This window comes from Streptomyces antioxidans, from assembly GCF_000968685.2.
Classification (GTDB): Bacteria; Actinomycetota; Actinomycetes; order Streptomycetales; family Streptomycetaceae; genus Streptomyces; species Streptomyces antioxidans.
In genome coordinates this window covers 104868-120899 of the sequence record NZ_LAKD02000011.1, presented here as the reverse complement: position 1 = coordinate 120899, position 16032 = coordinate 104868, and the positions used below count along the sequence as shown (strand labels likewise).

Sequence of the window (16032 nt, the reverse complement as noted above, 5' to 3'; positions counted from 1 at the left end):
CTTACCTCCCCCTTCCCTTCACCCATCCCCTTTCATCCCCTTTCCCCCCATTCGTCACAGGGATACACGTTTATGACCACCAGCGTCACCGCCTACGCAGCCCCCGCTCCGAAGGCCCCGCTGGAAAGGACCACCGTCGAGCGCCGCGCCCTGCGCGAGCACGACGTGCTGATCGAGATCGCCTACGCCGGTATCTGCCACTCCGACATCCACCAGGCCCGCGAGGAGTGGGGCACCGCCCTCTTCCCGATGGTGCCCGGCCATGAGATCGCCGGTGTGGTCGCCGAGGTCGGCCCCGCCGTCACCACGTACGCCGTCGGTGACCGGGTCGGCGTGGGCTGCTTCGTCGACTCCTGCCGCGAGTGCGCGAACTGCCTCGCGGGCGAGGAACAGTACTGCCTCAAGGGCGAGGTGCCCACGTACAACGGCAATGAGTACGACGGCGCCCCCACCTACGGCGGCTACAGCACCCATGTCGTGGTGGACGAGAACTACGTGCTGCGCATCCCCGAGGGGATCTCGCTGGACGTCGCCGCCCCGCTGCTGTGCGCCGGGATCACCCTCTACTCCCCGCTGGCCCACTGGAACGCCGGGCCCGGCAAGAAGGTGGCCATCGTGGGCCTCGGCGGCCTCGGCCACATGGGTGTGAAGATCGCCCATGCGATGGGCGCCGAGGTGACGGTGCTGAGCCAGACGCTCCGCAAGAAGGACGACGGGCTGCGGCTGGGCGCCGACCACTTCTACGCCACCGGTGACGAGTCCACCTTCACCGAGCTGACCGGGACCTTCGACCTGATCGTCAACACGACGTCGGCGAACCTCCCGCTGGACGGCTATCTGTCGCTGCTGAAGCTGGACGGCACGCTGGTGCACGTGGGCGCGCCGGAGAACCCCAGCTCGTTCAACCAGTTCTCGCTGATCATGGGCCGGAGGTCAATGGCCGGATCCAAGATCGGCGGCATCCGGCAGACCCAGGAGATGCTCGACTTCTGCGCCGAGCACGGGCTCGGCGCGGAGATCGAGCTGATCGGCGGCGAGCAGATCAACGAGGCGTACGACCGCGTCGTGAGCAGTGATGTGCGCTACCGCTTCGTGATCGACATCGCCTCACTCAAGGCGTGATCAGCCGCCAGTGAGACCGAGGCCGTCCGGACCACCCCCGGGTCCGGGCGGCCTCACCACGGCCAGCCCGCACAACAAGCCAGCCCGCACAACAAGCCAGCCCCCACCCAGCCAGCCCTCAGAACAGCTTGCCCGGGTTCAGCAGGCCCAGCGGATCGAAGACCTCCTTGATGCCGCGCTGCAACTCCACCCCCACCGGGCCCAGTTCACGCGCCAGCCACTCCCGCTTGAGGACGCCGACGCCGTGCTCCCCGGTGATGGTGCCGCCGAGCTCCAGGCCCAGCGCCATGATGGCGTCGAAGGACTCCCGGGCGCGGCGGGACTCATCGGGGTCGGCGGGGTCGAAGCACACCGTGGGATGGGTGTTGCCGTCCCCGGCGTGGGCGACGACGCCGATGGTCAGGCCGTACTTCGTGGCGATGGCCGCCGTGCCGTCGATCATCTCGGCGAGCCGGGAGCGGGGCACACAGACGTCGTCGATCATGGTGACGCCCTTGACCGCCTCCAGCGCCGGAAGCGTCATCCGGCGGGCCTGGAGCAGCATGTCGGACTCGGCGGCGTCCTCGGCCGGGACCACCTCCGTGGCGCCGGCCGCCGTGCACAGCTCGGCCACGGCGGCGAGGTCGGGGGCCGGGTCCGGGGTGTCGAAGGCCGCCATCAGCAGGGCCTCGGTGGACTCCGGGAGGCCCATGTTCCCCATCGCGTTGACCGCGCGGACGCTCGTACGGTCCATCAGCTCAAGCAGCGAGGGCGCGTGGCCGCGCTCCATGATCCGGCAGATGGCGTCGCAGGCGGACGCGGTGGAGGGGAACTCGGCGGCGAGCACGAGCTGTTCAAGCGGGGCGGGCTTGAGGGCGAGGACCGCGCGCACGACGATGCCGAGACTGCCCTCGGAGCCGACGAAGAGCCGGGTCAGGTCGTAGCCCGCGACGCCCTTGGCGGTGCGGCGGCCGGTCTTCAGCAGTCGGCCGTCGGCGAGGACGACATCGAGCCCGAGGACGTACTCGGCGGTGACGCCGTACTTCACGCAGCACAGCCCGCCGGACGCCGTGCCGATGTTGCCGCCGATCGTGCACTGCTCCCAGCTGGAGGGGTCCGGCGGATAGTAGAGGCCCTGCTCCATGACCGCACGGGACAGGGTCGCGTTGACCACGCCCGGTTCGACGACCGCGATCCGGTCCACCGGGTTGATCTCCAGGATCCGGTCCATCTTGACCAGGGACAGCACGACGCAGCCGTCGGACGCGTTGGCCGCGCCCGACAGCCCGGTGCGCGCGCCCTGGGGCACGATCGGGACGCGCAGCGCGGTGGCGGTGCGGCACACGTGCTGCACCTGCTCCACCGTGCGCGGGAGGACGACCACGGCGGGCGCGCCCGCCTCGCAGAAGCTCGCCATGTCATTGGCGTAGGCCCCGGTCACATCAGGGTCGGTCAGCACCGCCTCCTCGGGGAGGCCCTCCCGCAGCAGCTCGATGAGGTCCGTCATACCTCCAGACTCGCACCCGGGGAGCGCCCGGGGAAGATCGCTGCAGCGGACGGCTGACCGCGAGGAGGGCCGTGCGGTACGGGCGCGCTACTGCGCCTTGTAGTAGACGCTGGCCTTACGGTCACCGGCGGCACCCGAGGCGAAGCCCATGCACAGCCGGCGCGGGCTGGACAGCTGGACGGCCATCCCCTCGGGCTCGCGGTAGTCCAGCGAGTAGGCGGCCTCGGTACGGGCGCGCTGGACGAGCTCGCCGGTGCGCAGATCGATGCAGGAGACATGGGCGTTGCCGTGGCCGGAGGGCGGGTTGGTGCCGTCCTCGCCGGTGTAGGCGGTGCCGGTCAGCTGGTACGCGTAGTCGCCGAGGACCGTGAAGCCCTGGAAGACCTCGCCGTCCTCGATACCGGTCTGGGGTATGTCGTCGTATACGGGGGTGTAGTCGCCCGCGCTGACCCCGGACAGGCTCATCAGCCGGTAGCGGACCTCGCCGCCGAGCCGGTAGCGCAGCAGCAGCCGGCGGTTGAGCATGTCGACGGCGGGCTGGTTGCTGGTGGAGCCCGCCACCGGGCGGTGCTTGACCAGCGAGGACGAACCGGACGACAGCACGGTGCCGTCGGCGAACTTGAAGCGGCTGATGGCGCGGCCGTAGCCGGAGTCGGGGTTGGCGTCCGACTCGGTCCACAGATAGACCGTGGAGCCGACCGGCTCACAGCCCATGGCGACGCCGTGCCCGAACCCCTTGAGGTACATCGAGCCCAGCTCCGCCCCGGCCGGGGACAGCTTGGTGACGCAGAGGTCGCCGTGGGCGGCGCGGTCGGCGCCGGAGACGGGGGCGGACTCCCCGCTGAGCTGGATCCCGCCCTCCATCAGCTGGACCGTGTAGACGTGCCCGCCCACGTCGTCGAACGCGAAGGACTGCAGCACGGTGGAGTTGTGCGGGGCCTTCTCGCGGATCAGCTGGGTGGAGGGCACCGACAGGTCGAACCGGCCGCCCGCCACGGTGGCGGCCCCGGCGCGGGCGGCGAAGGCGCCGAGCGCACCGGCCGCGGCGACTCCCCCGCCGAGGGTGAACCTACGCCTGGTCAAACGGCCCGCAGTGTACTTTTCCGTGTGCATTGATACTCAACAACTCCCGTGTGATCACGCCGTGTTGGAGTGAACAGATCGCCGTGAGTGTAGACGGTAAGAAAGCGCTCCCATTCAGGTGTTCGCTTTTTCTGGCACCGACTGCGCAGGGGCGCGGGGGTGTGGGTGCATGTGCACGGAATTGGGGGGGCAGCGACGCGGGGCGGGCCGTTGCCCGCCCCGCGTGAGAGTTCGGAGACTGCCGCTCAGCGGTCAGAGATTGCCGCGCCTGGCCTGCTCGCGCTCGATCGCCTCGAAGAGCGCCTTGAAGTTGCCCTTGCCGAAGCCCATCGAGCCGTGCCGCTCGATCAGCTCGAAGAAGACGGTCGGCCGGTCCTGGACCGGCTTGGTGAAGATCTGGAGCAGATAGCCGTCCTCGTCCCGGTCGGCCAGGATCTTCAGCTCCCGTAGGGTCTCCAGCGGGACGCGGGTGTCGCCGACCCACTCCCCCAGGGTGTCGTAGTACGAGTCCGGCGCGTCCAGGAAGCTCACCCCGGCCGCGCGCATCGCCCGCACGGTGGCGACGATGTCGTTGGTGGCGAGCGCGATGTGCTGGACGCCGGGGCCGCCGTAGAACTCCAGGTACTCGTCGATCTGGGACTTCTTCTTGCCGACCGCGGGCTCGTTGAGCGGGAACTTCACCTTGCGGGTGCCGTCCGCAACGACCTTCGACATCAGGGCCGAGTACTCGGTGGCGATGTCGTCGCCCACGAACTCCTTCATGTTGGTGAAGCCCATGACGTCGTTGTAGAACCCGACCCACTCGTCCATCCGGCCGAGCTCCACATTGCCCACGCAGTGGTCGATGGCCTGGAAGTTGCGGCGCGCGGGCGGGGCGACGATCGGCTCGGCCTCGGCGTAGCCGGGGAGGTACGGGCCGGAGTAGCCGGTGCGCTCCACGAGGGTGTGGCGGGTGTCGCCGTAGGTGCGGATCGAGGCCATGACCACCGTGCCGTGCTCGTCCTTGAGCTCGTGCGGCTCCTCGATCCCGGTGGCGCCGTGCTCGACCGCGTACGCATACGCTGCGCGCGCGTCCGGCACCTCGACCGCGAGGTCGATCACCCCGTCGCCGTGCTCGGCGACGTGCTCGGACAGGAAGCGGCCCCAGGCACTCACCGGCTTGATGACGGAGGTGAACACGAAGCGGGCGCTGCCCGAGACGAGGACGTAACTGGCCGTCTCCCGGCTGCCGTTCTCCGGACCGGAGTAGGCGATGAGCTTCATGCCGAAGGCGGAAGCGTAGTAGTGCGCGGCCTGCTTGGCGTTGCCGACGGCGAAGACGACCGCGTCCATCCCCTTCACGGGGAACGGGTCGGCGTGCCGTGCGTCCCCCTGCTGCAGCATCTCTGTCATCTCAGTCATACTTCGAAGCGTCCTCCGGTGGTCCAAGGTGCGCAACACTTCGCGAAATCGCTGGTCAGCATGTATAGCCAGAACCGCGTGCGGCAGCGCATCCTGCACAAGGTGACTACCGTCACAGAGGATCCTGGGACCCGGAGGGGGAGCACATGGGAATCGACGGGCTCGACGCCCGACTGATCGAACTGCTCGCCGAGGAGCCACGGATAGGGGTGCTGGAGGCGTCGCGCCGCCTCGGCGTCGCCCGTGGCACGGCGCAGGCGCGGCTGGACCGGCTGCGGACACAGGGGGTGATCCGGGGCTTCGGCCCCGATGTGGACCCGAGAGCGCTCGGCTATCCGGTCACCGCGTTCGCGACGCTGGAGATCAGGCAGGGGCAGGGGCCGGACGTACGGGCCCATCTGGCGACCGTTCCCGAGGTGCTGGAGCTGCACACCACGACCGGCCACGGAGACATGCTCTGCCGGTTGGTGGCCCGCTCCAACGCCGATCTCCAGCGGGTGATCGACCTGGTGGTGGGGTTCAAGGGGATCGTCCGGGCCTCGACGACGATCGTGATGGAGAACCCGGTGCCGCTGCGGATCATCCCGCTGGTGCGGCAGGCGGCGCGGGACTGAGTACCGGGCCCGGGAGGCCCTGAAGCAGGTCCAAAGACTCCGTTGCAAAGGAAGTGTTGCAACTAGTTCTTTGCATGCTTATGCTGCGGCGCATGGCAGAGAACGAACAGCCTGAGTCCGACGAAGTCCGGGTGCTCGACCCCCGCTCCCTGCGCGGGCTCGCGCATCCGCTGCGGATGCGCCTGCTCGGGGCGCTGCGCGAGTACGGACCGGCCACCGCGTCCCAACTCGCCGACAGATTGGGGGAGTCCAGCGGCGCCACGAGCTACCATCTGCGACAGCTGGCCACCTATGGCTTCGTCGAGGACGACCCGGAGCGGGGCAAGGGGCGGGAGCGGTGGTGGAAGGCGGCGCACAGGGGGCACCGGATAGGTTCCGCCAAGTTCCTGGCCCACCCCGACCCGGCCGTACGGGGAGCGGTGAACACCGTGCTGCACGAGGTGGCCAACCACCACACGGAGCAGATCTCCACCTTCCTGGGCAACCTGCACGACTGGTCGGAGACATGGGTGGGGGCCTCGGACCTGAGCGACTTTCACCTTCGTCTCACGCCTGAACTCGCCCGCGAAATGCTCGACAAGGTGCACGAACTCATCGAGAGCTACCGCGAGAGGGAGGTGGACCGGGACACCGAGGGCTCCGCCCCGTACCGCGTCCATCTGCACGCCTTCCCGCGCGACGAGGACTGACGATCCCTGGGGGGACCACATATGTACGGCGACGAGATCCATCTCTGGCTGCACCACATACGCGCCGAGGGTCTGCGCAACGAGGCCCGCGAGGCGTCCCGGCCCCACCGCCGCTCCCGCCCCGCCCGCGCCCGGATACTGCGCGCCCGGGTCGGCTGGACGCTGGTGGAGGTGGGGCTGCGGCTGGCCACGCCGCGGCTGCCGCAGTCCGGTCTGACCGCACAATTCGACCACTGATATGGGCTCCGACGACATAGGAGACAGAGCACGCCGGGGGAAGAACAGCGGGGACGACCGAAGACCGCTCTCACTGGTCCTCGCCGCCAACACCGTCTCCATAGCGGGCAATTCCCTCACCCTGATCGCCGTCCCGTGGTTCGTCCTGGAGACCACGGGCAGCGCGGCCAAGGCCGGGTTCGTGTCCTTCTGCGCGACCCTGCCGGTGGTCGTGTCCGCCGTCATCGGCGGGCCGGTCATCGACCGGATCGGCCGTAGGCGCGTCTCCATCGCCTCCGACTCGCTGTGCGGGGTGGCCGTCGCCACGATTCCGGTGCTGCACTTCGCCGGGCTGCTGCGGTTCTGGCAGCTGTGCGCGCTGATGGCGTTCTGCGGACTGCTCCACGCACCGGGCGAGACCGCCCGGCAGGTGCTCGTCCCCGCGCTGGCCGAACGGGCGGGCACCACCCTCAGCCGCGCGGCCAGCTTCTACGACGGGGCCTCGCGCGGGGCCAGGATGCTGGGCGCCGCGCTCGGCGGACTGCTGATCGCGCTGCTCGGCCCGCCGTCGGTGCTGCTGCTGGACGCGGCCACGTTCGCGGCGTCCGCGGTGCTGATCATGGCGGGGCTGCGCGGACTGCCCGCCGCCGCGCCCCGTAAGCCCGTGGTCCCGGTGTCCGCCCGCGCCTACCGCACCGAACTGGGCGAGGGGTACCGCTTCCTGCTGCGCCACCGGCTGCTGCTGGCCATCGTGCTGATGGTCATGGTCACCAACGGTCTCGACCAGGGTCTGTCCTCCGTACTGCTGCCGGTGCACGCCGAGCGGCACCTGGGCGGTTCGGTGCAACTCGGGCTGCTCACGGCGCTGTTCGGCGGCGGGGCGCTGGTGGGGGCACTGCTGTACGGGGCGGTGGGCGACCGCTTTCCGCGCCGGACGGTGTTCGCGGTGAGCTTCCTGGTGTGCGGGCTGCCGCGGTTCCTGATCGCGGCGTTCGTCCCCGGGGTGTCCCCGCTCGCCGTGACGATGGCGGCCAGTGGGGTCGCGGCGGGGATGCTCAACCCGATCCTGACCACGGTGACGTACGAGGCCGTCCCCGATGAGCTGCGCAGCCGGGTCTCGGGGGCGCTCACCGCGGGGGTGTGGGTGGTGATGCCGCTCGGCGGGCTCGCGGCCGGGTGTCTGGTGGAGGGGGTGGGGCTGACCGCCGCCTTCCTGGTGACGGGCGGTGTCTACTTCCTGGCCACGCTCAGCCCGCTGCTCTTCCCGGCCTGGCGCGGGATGGACGAGGGGGCGGCGGCGGAGAAGGGGGCGGCTGTGGACGGGAGCGTGGCGGCGGCGTCGCTCAGCAGTGCGGGACCGCGCCGCCCGAGCGCAGCGCCCGCAGAGCCGTCACCGCACCCTTGAGGGTGGAGACGGGAATCAGCCGCAGCCCCTTGGGCAGTTCGGCCGTGGCGTCGGCGCATTCGGCCTTCGGCACCAGGAAGACCGTGGCGCCGTCCCGCTTGGCGGCCCGCGTCTTCAGCGGGACCCCGCCCACGGCTCCAACCTTGCCCTTGGCGTCGATGGTGCCGGTGCCCGCGATCGTCCGGCCGTCGGTGAGGTCGCCGCCGCGGCCGTCGCCGTCCAGCTTGTCGACGATGCCGAGGGAGAAGAGCAGCCCGGCGCTCGGACCGCCGACGTCGGCGAGACGCAGGGTGACCTTGACATCGCGCGGGGAGCGGTGGAGGTAGCCGAGGGCGGCGCTGGTGGCCGAGGACTGGGAGTCCCGCATCTCCTGGGCGTTGTGCCGCTCGATCTCCTTGGTGGTGCCGCCGACGTAGACCGAGTCATGCGGCATCACCGCGCGGTCGGTGGCGAACCAGCCGCTGACCACGTCCTTCACCCGCACGGTGGCGTCCGGGCCGGTCGCCAGGATCGTCGTCATCCGCAGCTGCCCGGCGGTCTTACGGGTGCCGGTCCCGGACACGCTGATCACCTGCTTGCCGCGGTCGGAGCCCAGGACGTTCACGGTCGAACCGGGCTGGGCCACGGTGAACGGCAGCGGCGCGAACGCGGCCACCGCGAGCAGGGCGAGCACGGGCGCGGAGCAGAGCGCGAGGGTGCGGGCGCGGGGGGAGACGGCAGGCATGGGTGCGAATCTAGTTGACCGCCGAGAGCAGTGAGGCGCCACCCCGGCCCCCGGGGGCCGCCCGGGGCGGCGGGACCCCGGCCTGGCGCACCGCATGCACCCGCGTGCCCTTATCTCAAGGCGTCCGAGACCTCTCGTGCCGCGTCGACCACCCGGGGGCCGACCCGCTCCGGGACCGAGTCGCAGAGCATCACGACGCCGACGCTGCCCTCTATCCCCGTCACCCCGACGAGCGGAGCTGCCGCACCGCTCGCGCCCGCTTCCAGTTCGCCGTGGGTGAGGGCGTACCCGGGGTCCTCGGGGCGGCCCGCACGGGCGGCGAGGATCGCGCGTCCGGCGGCGCCGCGGTCGAGCGGATGCCGGAATCCGGCCCGGTAGGCCACGTGGTAGTCGGTCCAGGTCGGCTCGACGACCGCGACGGCGAGTGCCTCGGTGCCGTCGACCAGGGTGAGGTGGGCGGTCGCGCCGACGTCCTCGGCGAGGGAGCGCAGCGCGGGCAGCGCCGCCTCCCGTACGAGCGGATGCACCTGGCGGCCGAGCTGGAGCACTCCGAGCCCGACGCGCGCCCGCCCGCCGATGTCCCGGCGGACCAGGGAGTGCTGCTCGAGGGTGGCCAGCAGCCGGTAGACCACGGTGCGGTTGACGCCGAGCTTGTTGGACAGCTCGGTCACGGTCAGCCCGTGGTCGGTGTCGGCGAGCAGTTTGAGGACGCGCAGTCCCCGATCGAGCGTCTGAGAGGTCTCCGCGGTCACGACGCCCCCTCCTCGGTGATGAGTGGCGGCTCTTCGTGCGGTGCCCCGCCGGTCCCGACGACGGCGCGCGAAGAGGCCGCCGGTCGCGGTGGTCACGCACCGGCTGCGCTCCGCGGCGGCGCTGCCACGGGGCGTGTGCGTGCCCGAACGCTAGCGAGCTGGTCCGCTTTGCGGAAGGGTTTGTCCAGAATCCGAGCGGACCTACCAATGGGTACACAATGGGGGCACCCTGGATCGTCCCGGTTGGACCGGATTCGCGAAAAGGGTCTGCGACCGGTTGATGAAATTTTTCGAAAGGGGGTTGCGCAGAGGGGACGCCTGCGGCTGGCTGTCCCCCCACCCCAAAACTGGGGCCAGCCCCAGCCCCCGAGGCCCACAGACGGGTCCCGCCATCCCGGAGCGCCACCGCACCAGAGGACACCCGGGGCTCCGCCCCGACACCGGGGCCCAGCGGCGAAGCCCCAGTTACGGGAAGGGGCGGGGAGGGGGAAAACCCACCGCCCCAACCGCCAAGTCCCGCCCCCAGACCCCGGGGCGCACGGGCGTCAGCGCATGCGGGTTGCCCACTCGCGGACCTTTTTGATCCGCTCGCGGATCTGCCCCGCCGTCGCCTCCGCGCTCGGCGGGCCACCGCACACCCGGCGGAGTTCGGTGTGGATCACACCATGCGGCTTTCCGCTCTGGTGGACATACGCCCCGACCAGCGAGTTGAGCTCTTTGCGCAGCTCCAGCAGCTCCTTGTGGCTGACCACCGGCCGCCGCTCCGCCGGAAGCTCCAGCAGATCCGCCTCCGCGTCCGGCTTCTTGCGGCTGTGCGCGATCTGCTTGGCCTGCCGCTTCTGGAGCAGCATCTGCACCTGGTCGGGTTCGAGGAGCCCCGGGATGCCCAGGTAGTCCTGCTCCTCGTCGCTGCCCGGATGCGCCTGCATCCCGAACTCGGCGCCGTCGTACAGCACCCGGTCGAAGACCGCGTCCGACTCCAGCGCCTCGAAGGGCAGTTGGTCCTGTTCGCCGGTGTCCTCGTCCTGCTGCTTCTCGGCCTCCTCGAGGAGCTTCTCCTCCTCCGCGTACGGGTCCTCCTCCTCGCCGTCCTTCTTCGGCTTGTCCAGGACGTGGTCGCGCTCGACCTCCATCTCATTGGCGAAGCCGAGCAGCATCGGGATGGTGGGGAGGAAGACGGACGCGGTCTCGCCGCGCCGCCGCGACCGTACGAAACGGCCGACGGCCTGGGCGAAGAAGAGCGGCGTCGAGATGGTGGTCGCGTACACCCCGACCGCCAGCCGCGGCACGTCCACCCCCTCCGACACCATGCGGACCGCGACCATCCAGCGGTCGTCGGAGCGGCTGAAGTCCTCGATCCGCTGGGACGCCGCCGCCTCGTCGGAGAGCACCAGCGTCGCCTTGGTGCCGGTGATCTCGCGGATCAGCTTGGCGTAGGCGCGGGCCGAGTCCTGGTCGGAGGCGATGACGAGCGCCCCCGCGTCCGGAATGCCCTTACGGACCTCGGACAGCCGCCGGTCGGCGGCGCGCAGCACGTTCGGCATCCAGTCGCCGCGCGGATCGAGCGCGGTGCGCCACGCCTGGGAGACGGCGTCCTTGGTCATCGGCTCGCCGAGCCGCGCCGCGATCTCGTCGCCCGCCTTGGTGCGCCAGCGCATGTTGCCGCTGTAGGAGAGGAAGATGACGGGGCGCACGACGCCGTCCCCCAGCGCGTTGCCGTAGCCGTAGGTGTAGTCGGCCGAGGAGCGCCGGATGCCGTCGTTGCCCTCCTCGTAGGCGACGAAGGGGATGGGGTTGGTGTCGGACCGGAACGGGGTGCCGGTGAGCGCCAGCCGCCGGGTCGCGGGCTCGAACGCCTCCAGGCACGCCTCGCCCCAGGAGCGGGAGTCACCGGCGTGGTGGATCTCGTCGAGGATGACGAGGGTCTTGCGCTGCTCGATCCGGTTGCGGTGCAGCATGGGCCGGACGCCGACGCCCGCGTAGGTGATGGCGATGCCGTGGTACTCCCGGCTCAGCGGGCCCGCGCTGTACTCCGGGTCCAGCTTGATGCCGATCCGCGCGGCGGCCTCCGCCCACTGCTTCTTCAGATGCTCGGTCGGCGCCACGACCGTCACCTGCTGGACGACATGGTGGTGCAGCAGCCAGGAGGCGAGGGTCAGGGCGAAGGTGGTCTTCCCGGCGCCGGGGGTCGCCACCGCGAGGAAGTCCCTCGGCTGCTCCTGGATGTACTTGTCCAACGCGCCCTGCTGCCAGGCGCGCAGCTTGCTCGCGGTACCCCAAGGCGCCCGGCCGGGAAAGGCGGGCGAGAGGTGATGGCTGGTGGAGGCGGCAGTAGTACTCACGGTCTCCGTCGGGCTTGCTCGGCGAGGTCGATCGGGAACCGCGTCAGCCTACCGGTGCCGTCCTCACGCTTCGGGGGTACGCACGGATCCCACCCGAGGGTGGGATCAGGCTCACATCGCGTTGGTGAACCGGGCCAGCCCCTCCGCGATCTTCGGCACGTCCAGCTCGCCCTGGCAGACGCCCAGCACGAACCGCTCGGCCCCGTCCACGTCGAAGTCCGCGTTCAGCGGGTGTCCGTTGACGTGGAGGAAGACCCAGGTCGCGTACCAGGAGAGCCGCTTGTTGCCGTCCACCAGAGCGTAGTTGCGAGCCAGCGACTCCATGAGCGCCGCCGCCTCCTGCCACACGTCCGGGTAGGCGTCCTGGCCGAAGACGCTCGCCTGCGGACGGGCGAGCGCGGACTCCAGCAGCCCGTAGTCGCGCACCTCGTCGGCCCCGAGCCGCTCGGCGAGGTTCAGCAGCTCGGGCAGGGTGAGGTAGTGCATCAGGCGAGCCTCCGGTTGAGCTCTTCGCTCGCCCGCAACACATGGGCGGCGGCCTCGTTGAACAACCGGTTGTGCTCATTGATCGCAGCGATCACCGCGTCGTGGGCGAACGACTGCATGCTCCGGCCCTCCGCCTCCGCGCGCTTGCGCAGAGCGTCGAGCTCTTCGTCCGTAAAGCGTAGATTCAGTGCTGCCATGACGCGATGGTGCCGCGTGGTACCGCGTGGTGCTATCGACTTTCGGGCCGCAACCGCGTCGTCACCCACGCACCCATCAGCGCCACCGCCGCCATCGCCGCATAGACCACCCCGAAGGCGACCGGCTGGTGGGTGGCCGCGGAGCCGGTGGAAGCGGTGCCGGTGGCGGCGATCTCACCGCCGCCGAAGGAGACGAAGAGGACACCGCTGAGGCCGACCAGCGTGATGTTGCCGAGCGCGTCGGAGACCTGGAGGGAGGCGGAGTTGCTGCCCGCGTCCTCCGGGCGCGAGAGCTTCAGCAGCAGCACGCTCCCGCTGGAGATGGCCAGCCCCATTCCGTAGCCGCCGATCACCCAGGCCACGGCCACGATCCAGGCCGGGACGGAGTCGGAGAGGGCCGGGAGCACCATGGCGATGGAGACGGCCATCAGCACCAGGCCGAGGCCCATCAGCCGTTCGCGGTGTGGCTCCAGACGGGGGTGGCTCTGGGTGTAGGAGCCCAGGGCCCAGGTGAGGCCGCCGCCGCTGAGGCAGAACCCGGCGGCGGTCGGGGACAGGCCGCGCTGGGTCACCAGCATCAGCGGGACGAAGCTCTCCGCGCCCAGGAAGGACCCCGCCGCCATCCCGCGCAGCAGGACCACCGACGGCAGTCCGCGGGCGGCGCGGAAGGTGCCCTTGGGCAGCAGCCGCAGTACGCACGGGACGAGCAGGGCGAGCCCGGCGGCGGCCGGGACGAGGGAGAGCCAGCTGAGGTCCTGGCCCGCGTACTGCAGCAGCCCGGCGCCGACCGCGACGGCGAGCGCGAGGAGGATGCGGCGGCGGTTCACGCCCGCGGAGAGCTCGCTCGGCGGCAGGGCGCGCAGCGCGGGGAGCATCACCGCGAGCGGCGGCAGCACCAGCACCGGGATGGCGAGGAACACCCAGCGCCAGCCCGCCTGTTCGGTGACGGTCCCGGCAGCGAGCGGGCCGACGAGGACCGGCAGCACCCAGGCGGCGGAGAAGGACGCCAGTACGGCGGGCTGGAGCCGCCGCGGATAGGCGCGGCCCACCACCACGTACAGCGCGACGATCACCAGCCCGCCGCCTATGCCCTGTATCGCGCGCCCGCCCACGAACATCCACATCCGCTGTGCGGAACCGGCCACCAGGAGCCCGGCGGCGAACGCCGCGATCCCGGTGAACAGCGGCGCCAGCGGCCCCTTGCGGTCGCACCACTCCCCCGACAGCGCCATCGCGAACAGGCTCGCGGTGAAGTAGGCGGAGAAGGCGTACGCGTAGAGCTCGACCCCGTCCAGCGCGCGGGCCGCGACCGGCATCGCGGTGTTGACCGCGCTCGCCTCGAAGGCGATGAGGGAGACGACGGTGACGATGCCGAGGGTGAGAGCGCGGTAGCGCCGCCCCAGGACGGTATCGCCGTCAGCCGCCGGGTCCCGGTCTCCGTCAGCCGCCGGGTCCCGGTCTCCGGCTGTCGGCCCGGGGTGGACGGCGGAGGCGGCGGCCGCCTGGGGTGGCAGGGCGCCGTCCGTGACGGCGGCGTCGGCGGCACCGACATCAAGGGGGTCGCGAGGGTTCATGGGCGTCAGCGTAAGTGGCGTCCCGGTACGTCACACCTGTCGTGGGACGGAGCCGCGGTCGGCCGCTGGGCCTAGGTACAGCCGTCGCCCCTACGTGGTGAGCAGGACGCCCCCGTACGACGCGCCCGCGATCACCACCCACGCACACAGCCCCAGCGCGGCGACCCGGGCGCCGGTGCGGGTGAGGGAGGGGAGATGGACGGCGCTGCCCAGGCCGAAGAGGGCGGCGGCGAGGAGGAGTTCCTGGGCCGTGGCGGCGGTGTCCAGCACGGCGGTGGACAGGACGTCCGTACTGCGCAGGGCGGTCATGGCGAGGAAGCCGAGGACGAACAGCGGCACCAGCGGCGGCCGCCGCCGCTCCGGCTCCCCGCCCTGCGCCGCCTCGCACTGTGCCGCCTCGCCCTGCGCGGTTCGGCCCTGTGCCGCCGAGCCCCGTGCCGTCTGGCCCGCCGTCTTCTTGGCGCGCGCCCGCGCCCGTACGGACGTCGCGAGCGCCGCGACCAGTGGGGCGAGCAGGGCCACCCGCACCAGCTTGACCAGCACCGCGTCACCCAGCGCCGAGGGTCCGGCGGTCTGCGCGGTGGCCACCACCTGGCCCACGTCGTGCACGCTGGCCCCCACCCACCGGCCGAACGCCTCGTCGCCGAGCCCCAACGGGTGCTGGAGCAGCGGCAGGACGGCGATGGCGAGCGTGCCGCACAGGGTCACCAGCGCCACGGAGGTGGCCACATCGCGCTCATCGCTGTCCGACACCTCGCTCACCGCGCCGATCGCGGACGCCCCGCAGATCGAGTAGCCGGTGGCGATCAGCAGCGGCTGGTCGCCGCGCAGCCCCATCCGGCGGCCGAGCCACCAGGTGCCGCAGAAGGTGGCGGCGACCACGCCGAGCACCATCGCCACCGTGGCCCAGCCCAGGCCCAGCACATCGTTCAGGCTGAGCTTGAGGCCGAGCAGCACGATGCCCAGGCGCATCAGCCGCTTCCCGGCGAGCGAGAGCCCGGCCCGGCAGACCCCCCGGACCAGGCCGCGCGCTCCCGGCAGATGCGCGGCGACGATGCCCAGCACCACGGCGGCGGTCAGCATGGGTACGGCGGGGAGCAGCCGGTGGACGCCCCAGGCGGCCGCGACCCCGGCCACGGCGAGCCCGAGCCCGTACGCCGGGGCGGGCGGCCGCCATCCGGCGGCCTGCCGCGCCCGGCCGGGCGCGGCGGTCAGCGTCACTGGCCGTCCGCCGTCCGAAGGTGGCCGTCCGCCGTCCGACGGTCGTCGTCCGCCATCGGGAGGTCGTAGACCCGCCGGACACTGCTGCCCAGGCGGGCGATGTCCGCCCCGTAGACGTGGATCGAGATCGCCTTCGCCCCGCAGGCGTTCCACACCCTGTGGATATCTCCGGGCGGCGCGAATCCGCACACCGCGCCGCGCGGGTTGACCACGTCCTCCACCGCTATCAGCCGCGAGCCCGGGCCGTCCGGGACGAGGCGGTAGCGCCGCTCGTGCTCCTCACCCTCGTGGACGCCGGTCACGCACCAGGACACATGGTCATGGATCGCCGTGCGCTGGCCGGGCAGCCACACCAGCGCGACGATCGAGAAGCTGCCGTCGGGCTCGGCGTGCAGGAGGTGCTGGCGGTAGCGGTCGGGGTCGCCCTCGCGCTGCTCGGGGGTGAGCAGATCGTCCGAGCCGAGGTGGGGGGCGAGCCGTTCGCCCACCAGATAGGCGGTCACATCGGGCGCCAGACCCCGGCCGACGGCCTCGCGGACGTCGCCGACGAACGCGCCGAGGCGTGCCGTGAGAAGACGGGAGGACGGATACGCGGTCGGGGTGGTCATGACCGCAGCGTCCTGCCGCCCCCGTCATCACGTCCAACGACAGGTTGTTGAGCCGCCCCCAAGTTCCGCTTATGGATGAGGGATCAGCGCCCCGGGTCAGCGTCCGCCGGTC

16 protein-coding genes are annotated in these 16032 nt (G+C 71.3%); 5 read left to right on the top strand and 11 right to left on the bottom strand.

Annotated elements, in window-relative coordinates; translation table 11 throughout:
• Positions 1-72 precede the first annotated feature (72 nt).
• Positions 73-1122 (top strand): NAD(P)-dependent alcohol dehydrogenase, encoded by a 1050-nt coding sequence (locus VT50_RS06530; RefSeq protein WP_046090147.1) that lies wholly within the window; start codon positions 73-75, stop codon positions 1120-1122.
• 118 nt (positions 1123-1240) lie between these two features.
• Here the strand turns inward: VT50_RS06530 and VT50_RS06525 are convergent, their stop codons facing one another.
• From VT50_RS06525 to hppD, 3 genes are all read right to left on the bottom strand, one after another.
• Entirely contained in the window at positions 1241-2608 is a 1368-nt protein-coding gene (locus VT50_RS06525) for an FAD-binding oxidoreductase (protein WP_046090148.1), read from the bottom strand.
• An 87-nt stretch (positions 2609-2695) separates the two neighbouring features.
• A complete protein-coding gene (locus tag VT50_RS06520) occupies positions 2696-3691 on the bottom strand; it encodes a phage baseplate protein (protein ID WP_240529063.1) in 996 nt (331 codons plus the stop codon).
• Positions 3692-3943: 252 nt separating this feature from the next.
• Positions 3944-5083 (bottom strand): 4-hydroxyphenylpyruvate dioxygenase, encoded by a 1140-nt coding sequence (gene hppD, locus VT50_RS06515; protein WP_107424741.1) that lies wholly within the window; start codon positions 5081-5083, stop codon positions 3944-3946.
• A gap of 155 nt (positions 5084-5238) precedes the next feature.
• Between hppD and VT50_RS06510 the strand changes: the two genes are divergently transcribed.
• The 4 genes from VT50_RS06510 to VT50_RS06495 all read left to right on the top strand — a co-directional run bounded on the left by VT50_RS06510 (position 5239) and on the right by VT50_RS06495 (position 8016).
• On the top strand, positions 5239-5706 hold the full coding sequence (locus VT50_RS06510) for an Lrp/AsnC family transcriptional regulator (protein WP_046090151.1): 468 nt from the start codon (positions 5239-5241) through the stop codon (positions 5704-5706).
• A gap of 92 nt (positions 5707-5798) precedes the next feature.
• Positions 5799-6395 (top strand): ArsR/SmtB family transcription factor, encoded by a 597-nt coding sequence (locus tag VT50_RS06505; RefSeq protein ID WP_240529062.1) that lies wholly within the window; start codon positions 5799-5801, stop codon positions 6393-6395.
• Between the two features lie 21 nt (positions 6396-6416).
• A complete protein-coding gene (locus VT50_RS06500) occupies positions 6417-6632 on the top strand; it encodes a hypothetical protein (protein WP_046090153.1) in 216 nt (71 codons plus the stop codon).
• Position 6633: 1 nt separating this feature from the next.
• Entirely contained in the window at positions 6634-8016 is a 1383-nt protein-coding gene (locus tag VT50_RS06495) for an MFS transporter (RefSeq protein ID WP_046090154.1), read from the top strand.
• On the opposite strand, the gene VT50_RS06490 is transcribed toward VT50_RS06495, so the two are convergent.
• From VT50_RS06490 to VT50_RS06455, 8 genes are all read right to left on the bottom strand, one after another.
• Complete coding sequence (locus tag VT50_RS06490) at positions 7955-8740, bottom strand: S16 family serine protease (RefSeq protein WP_046090155.1); 786 nt, start codon at positions 8738-8740, stop codon at positions 7955-7957. The genes VT50_RS06495 and VT50_RS06490 overlap by 62 nt on opposite strands.
• A 110-nt stretch (positions 8741-8850) precedes the next feature.
• On the bottom strand, positions 8851-9492 hold the full coding sequence (locus tag VT50_RS06485) for an IclR family transcriptional regulator (protein WP_046090156.1): 642 nt from the start codon (positions 9490-9492) through the stop codon (positions 8851-8853).
• 545 nt (positions 9493-10037) lie between these two features.
• A complete protein-coding gene (locus VT50_RS06480) occupies positions 10038-11834 on the bottom strand; it encodes a DEAD/DEAH box helicase (protein ID WP_075200550.1) in 1797 nt (598 codons plus the stop codon).
• A gap of 111 nt (positions 11835-11945) precedes the next feature.
• The gene (locus VT50_RS06475; RefSeq protein WP_046090158.1) at positions 11946-12320 is read right to left on the bottom strand and encodes a type II toxin-antitoxin system death-on-curing family toxin; all 375 of its coding nucleotides are present in this window, start codon (positions 12318-12320) and stop codon (positions 11946-11948) included.
• Positions 12320-12517, bottom strand: a complete 198-nt coding sequence (locus VT50_RS06470; RefSeq protein ID WP_046090159.1) for an Arc family DNA-binding protein — start codon at positions 12515-12517, stop codon at positions 12320-12322. Before VT50_RS06470 ends, VT50_RS06475 begins: the two co-directional genes overlap by 1 nt.
• 32 nt (positions 12518-12549) lie before the next feature.
• Complete coding sequence (locus VT50_RS06465) at positions 12550-14091, bottom strand: MFS transporter (protein ID WP_046090160.1); 1542 nt, start codon at positions 14089-14091, stop codon at positions 12550-12552.
• A 90-nt stretch (positions 14092-14181) separates the two neighbouring features.
• Entirely contained in the window at positions 14182-15306 is a 1125-nt protein-coding gene (locus VT50_RS06460) for a YeiH family protein (RefSeq protein WP_167396583.1), read from the bottom strand.
• Positions 15307-15308: 2 nt separating this feature from the next.
• The gene (locus tag VT50_RS06455; protein WP_046090162.1) at positions 15309-15920 is read right to left on the bottom strand and encodes a cysteine dioxygenase family protein; all 612 of its coding nucleotides are present in this window, start codon (positions 15918-15920) and stop codon (positions 15309-15311) included.
• Positions 15921-16032 lie beyond the last annotated feature (112 nt).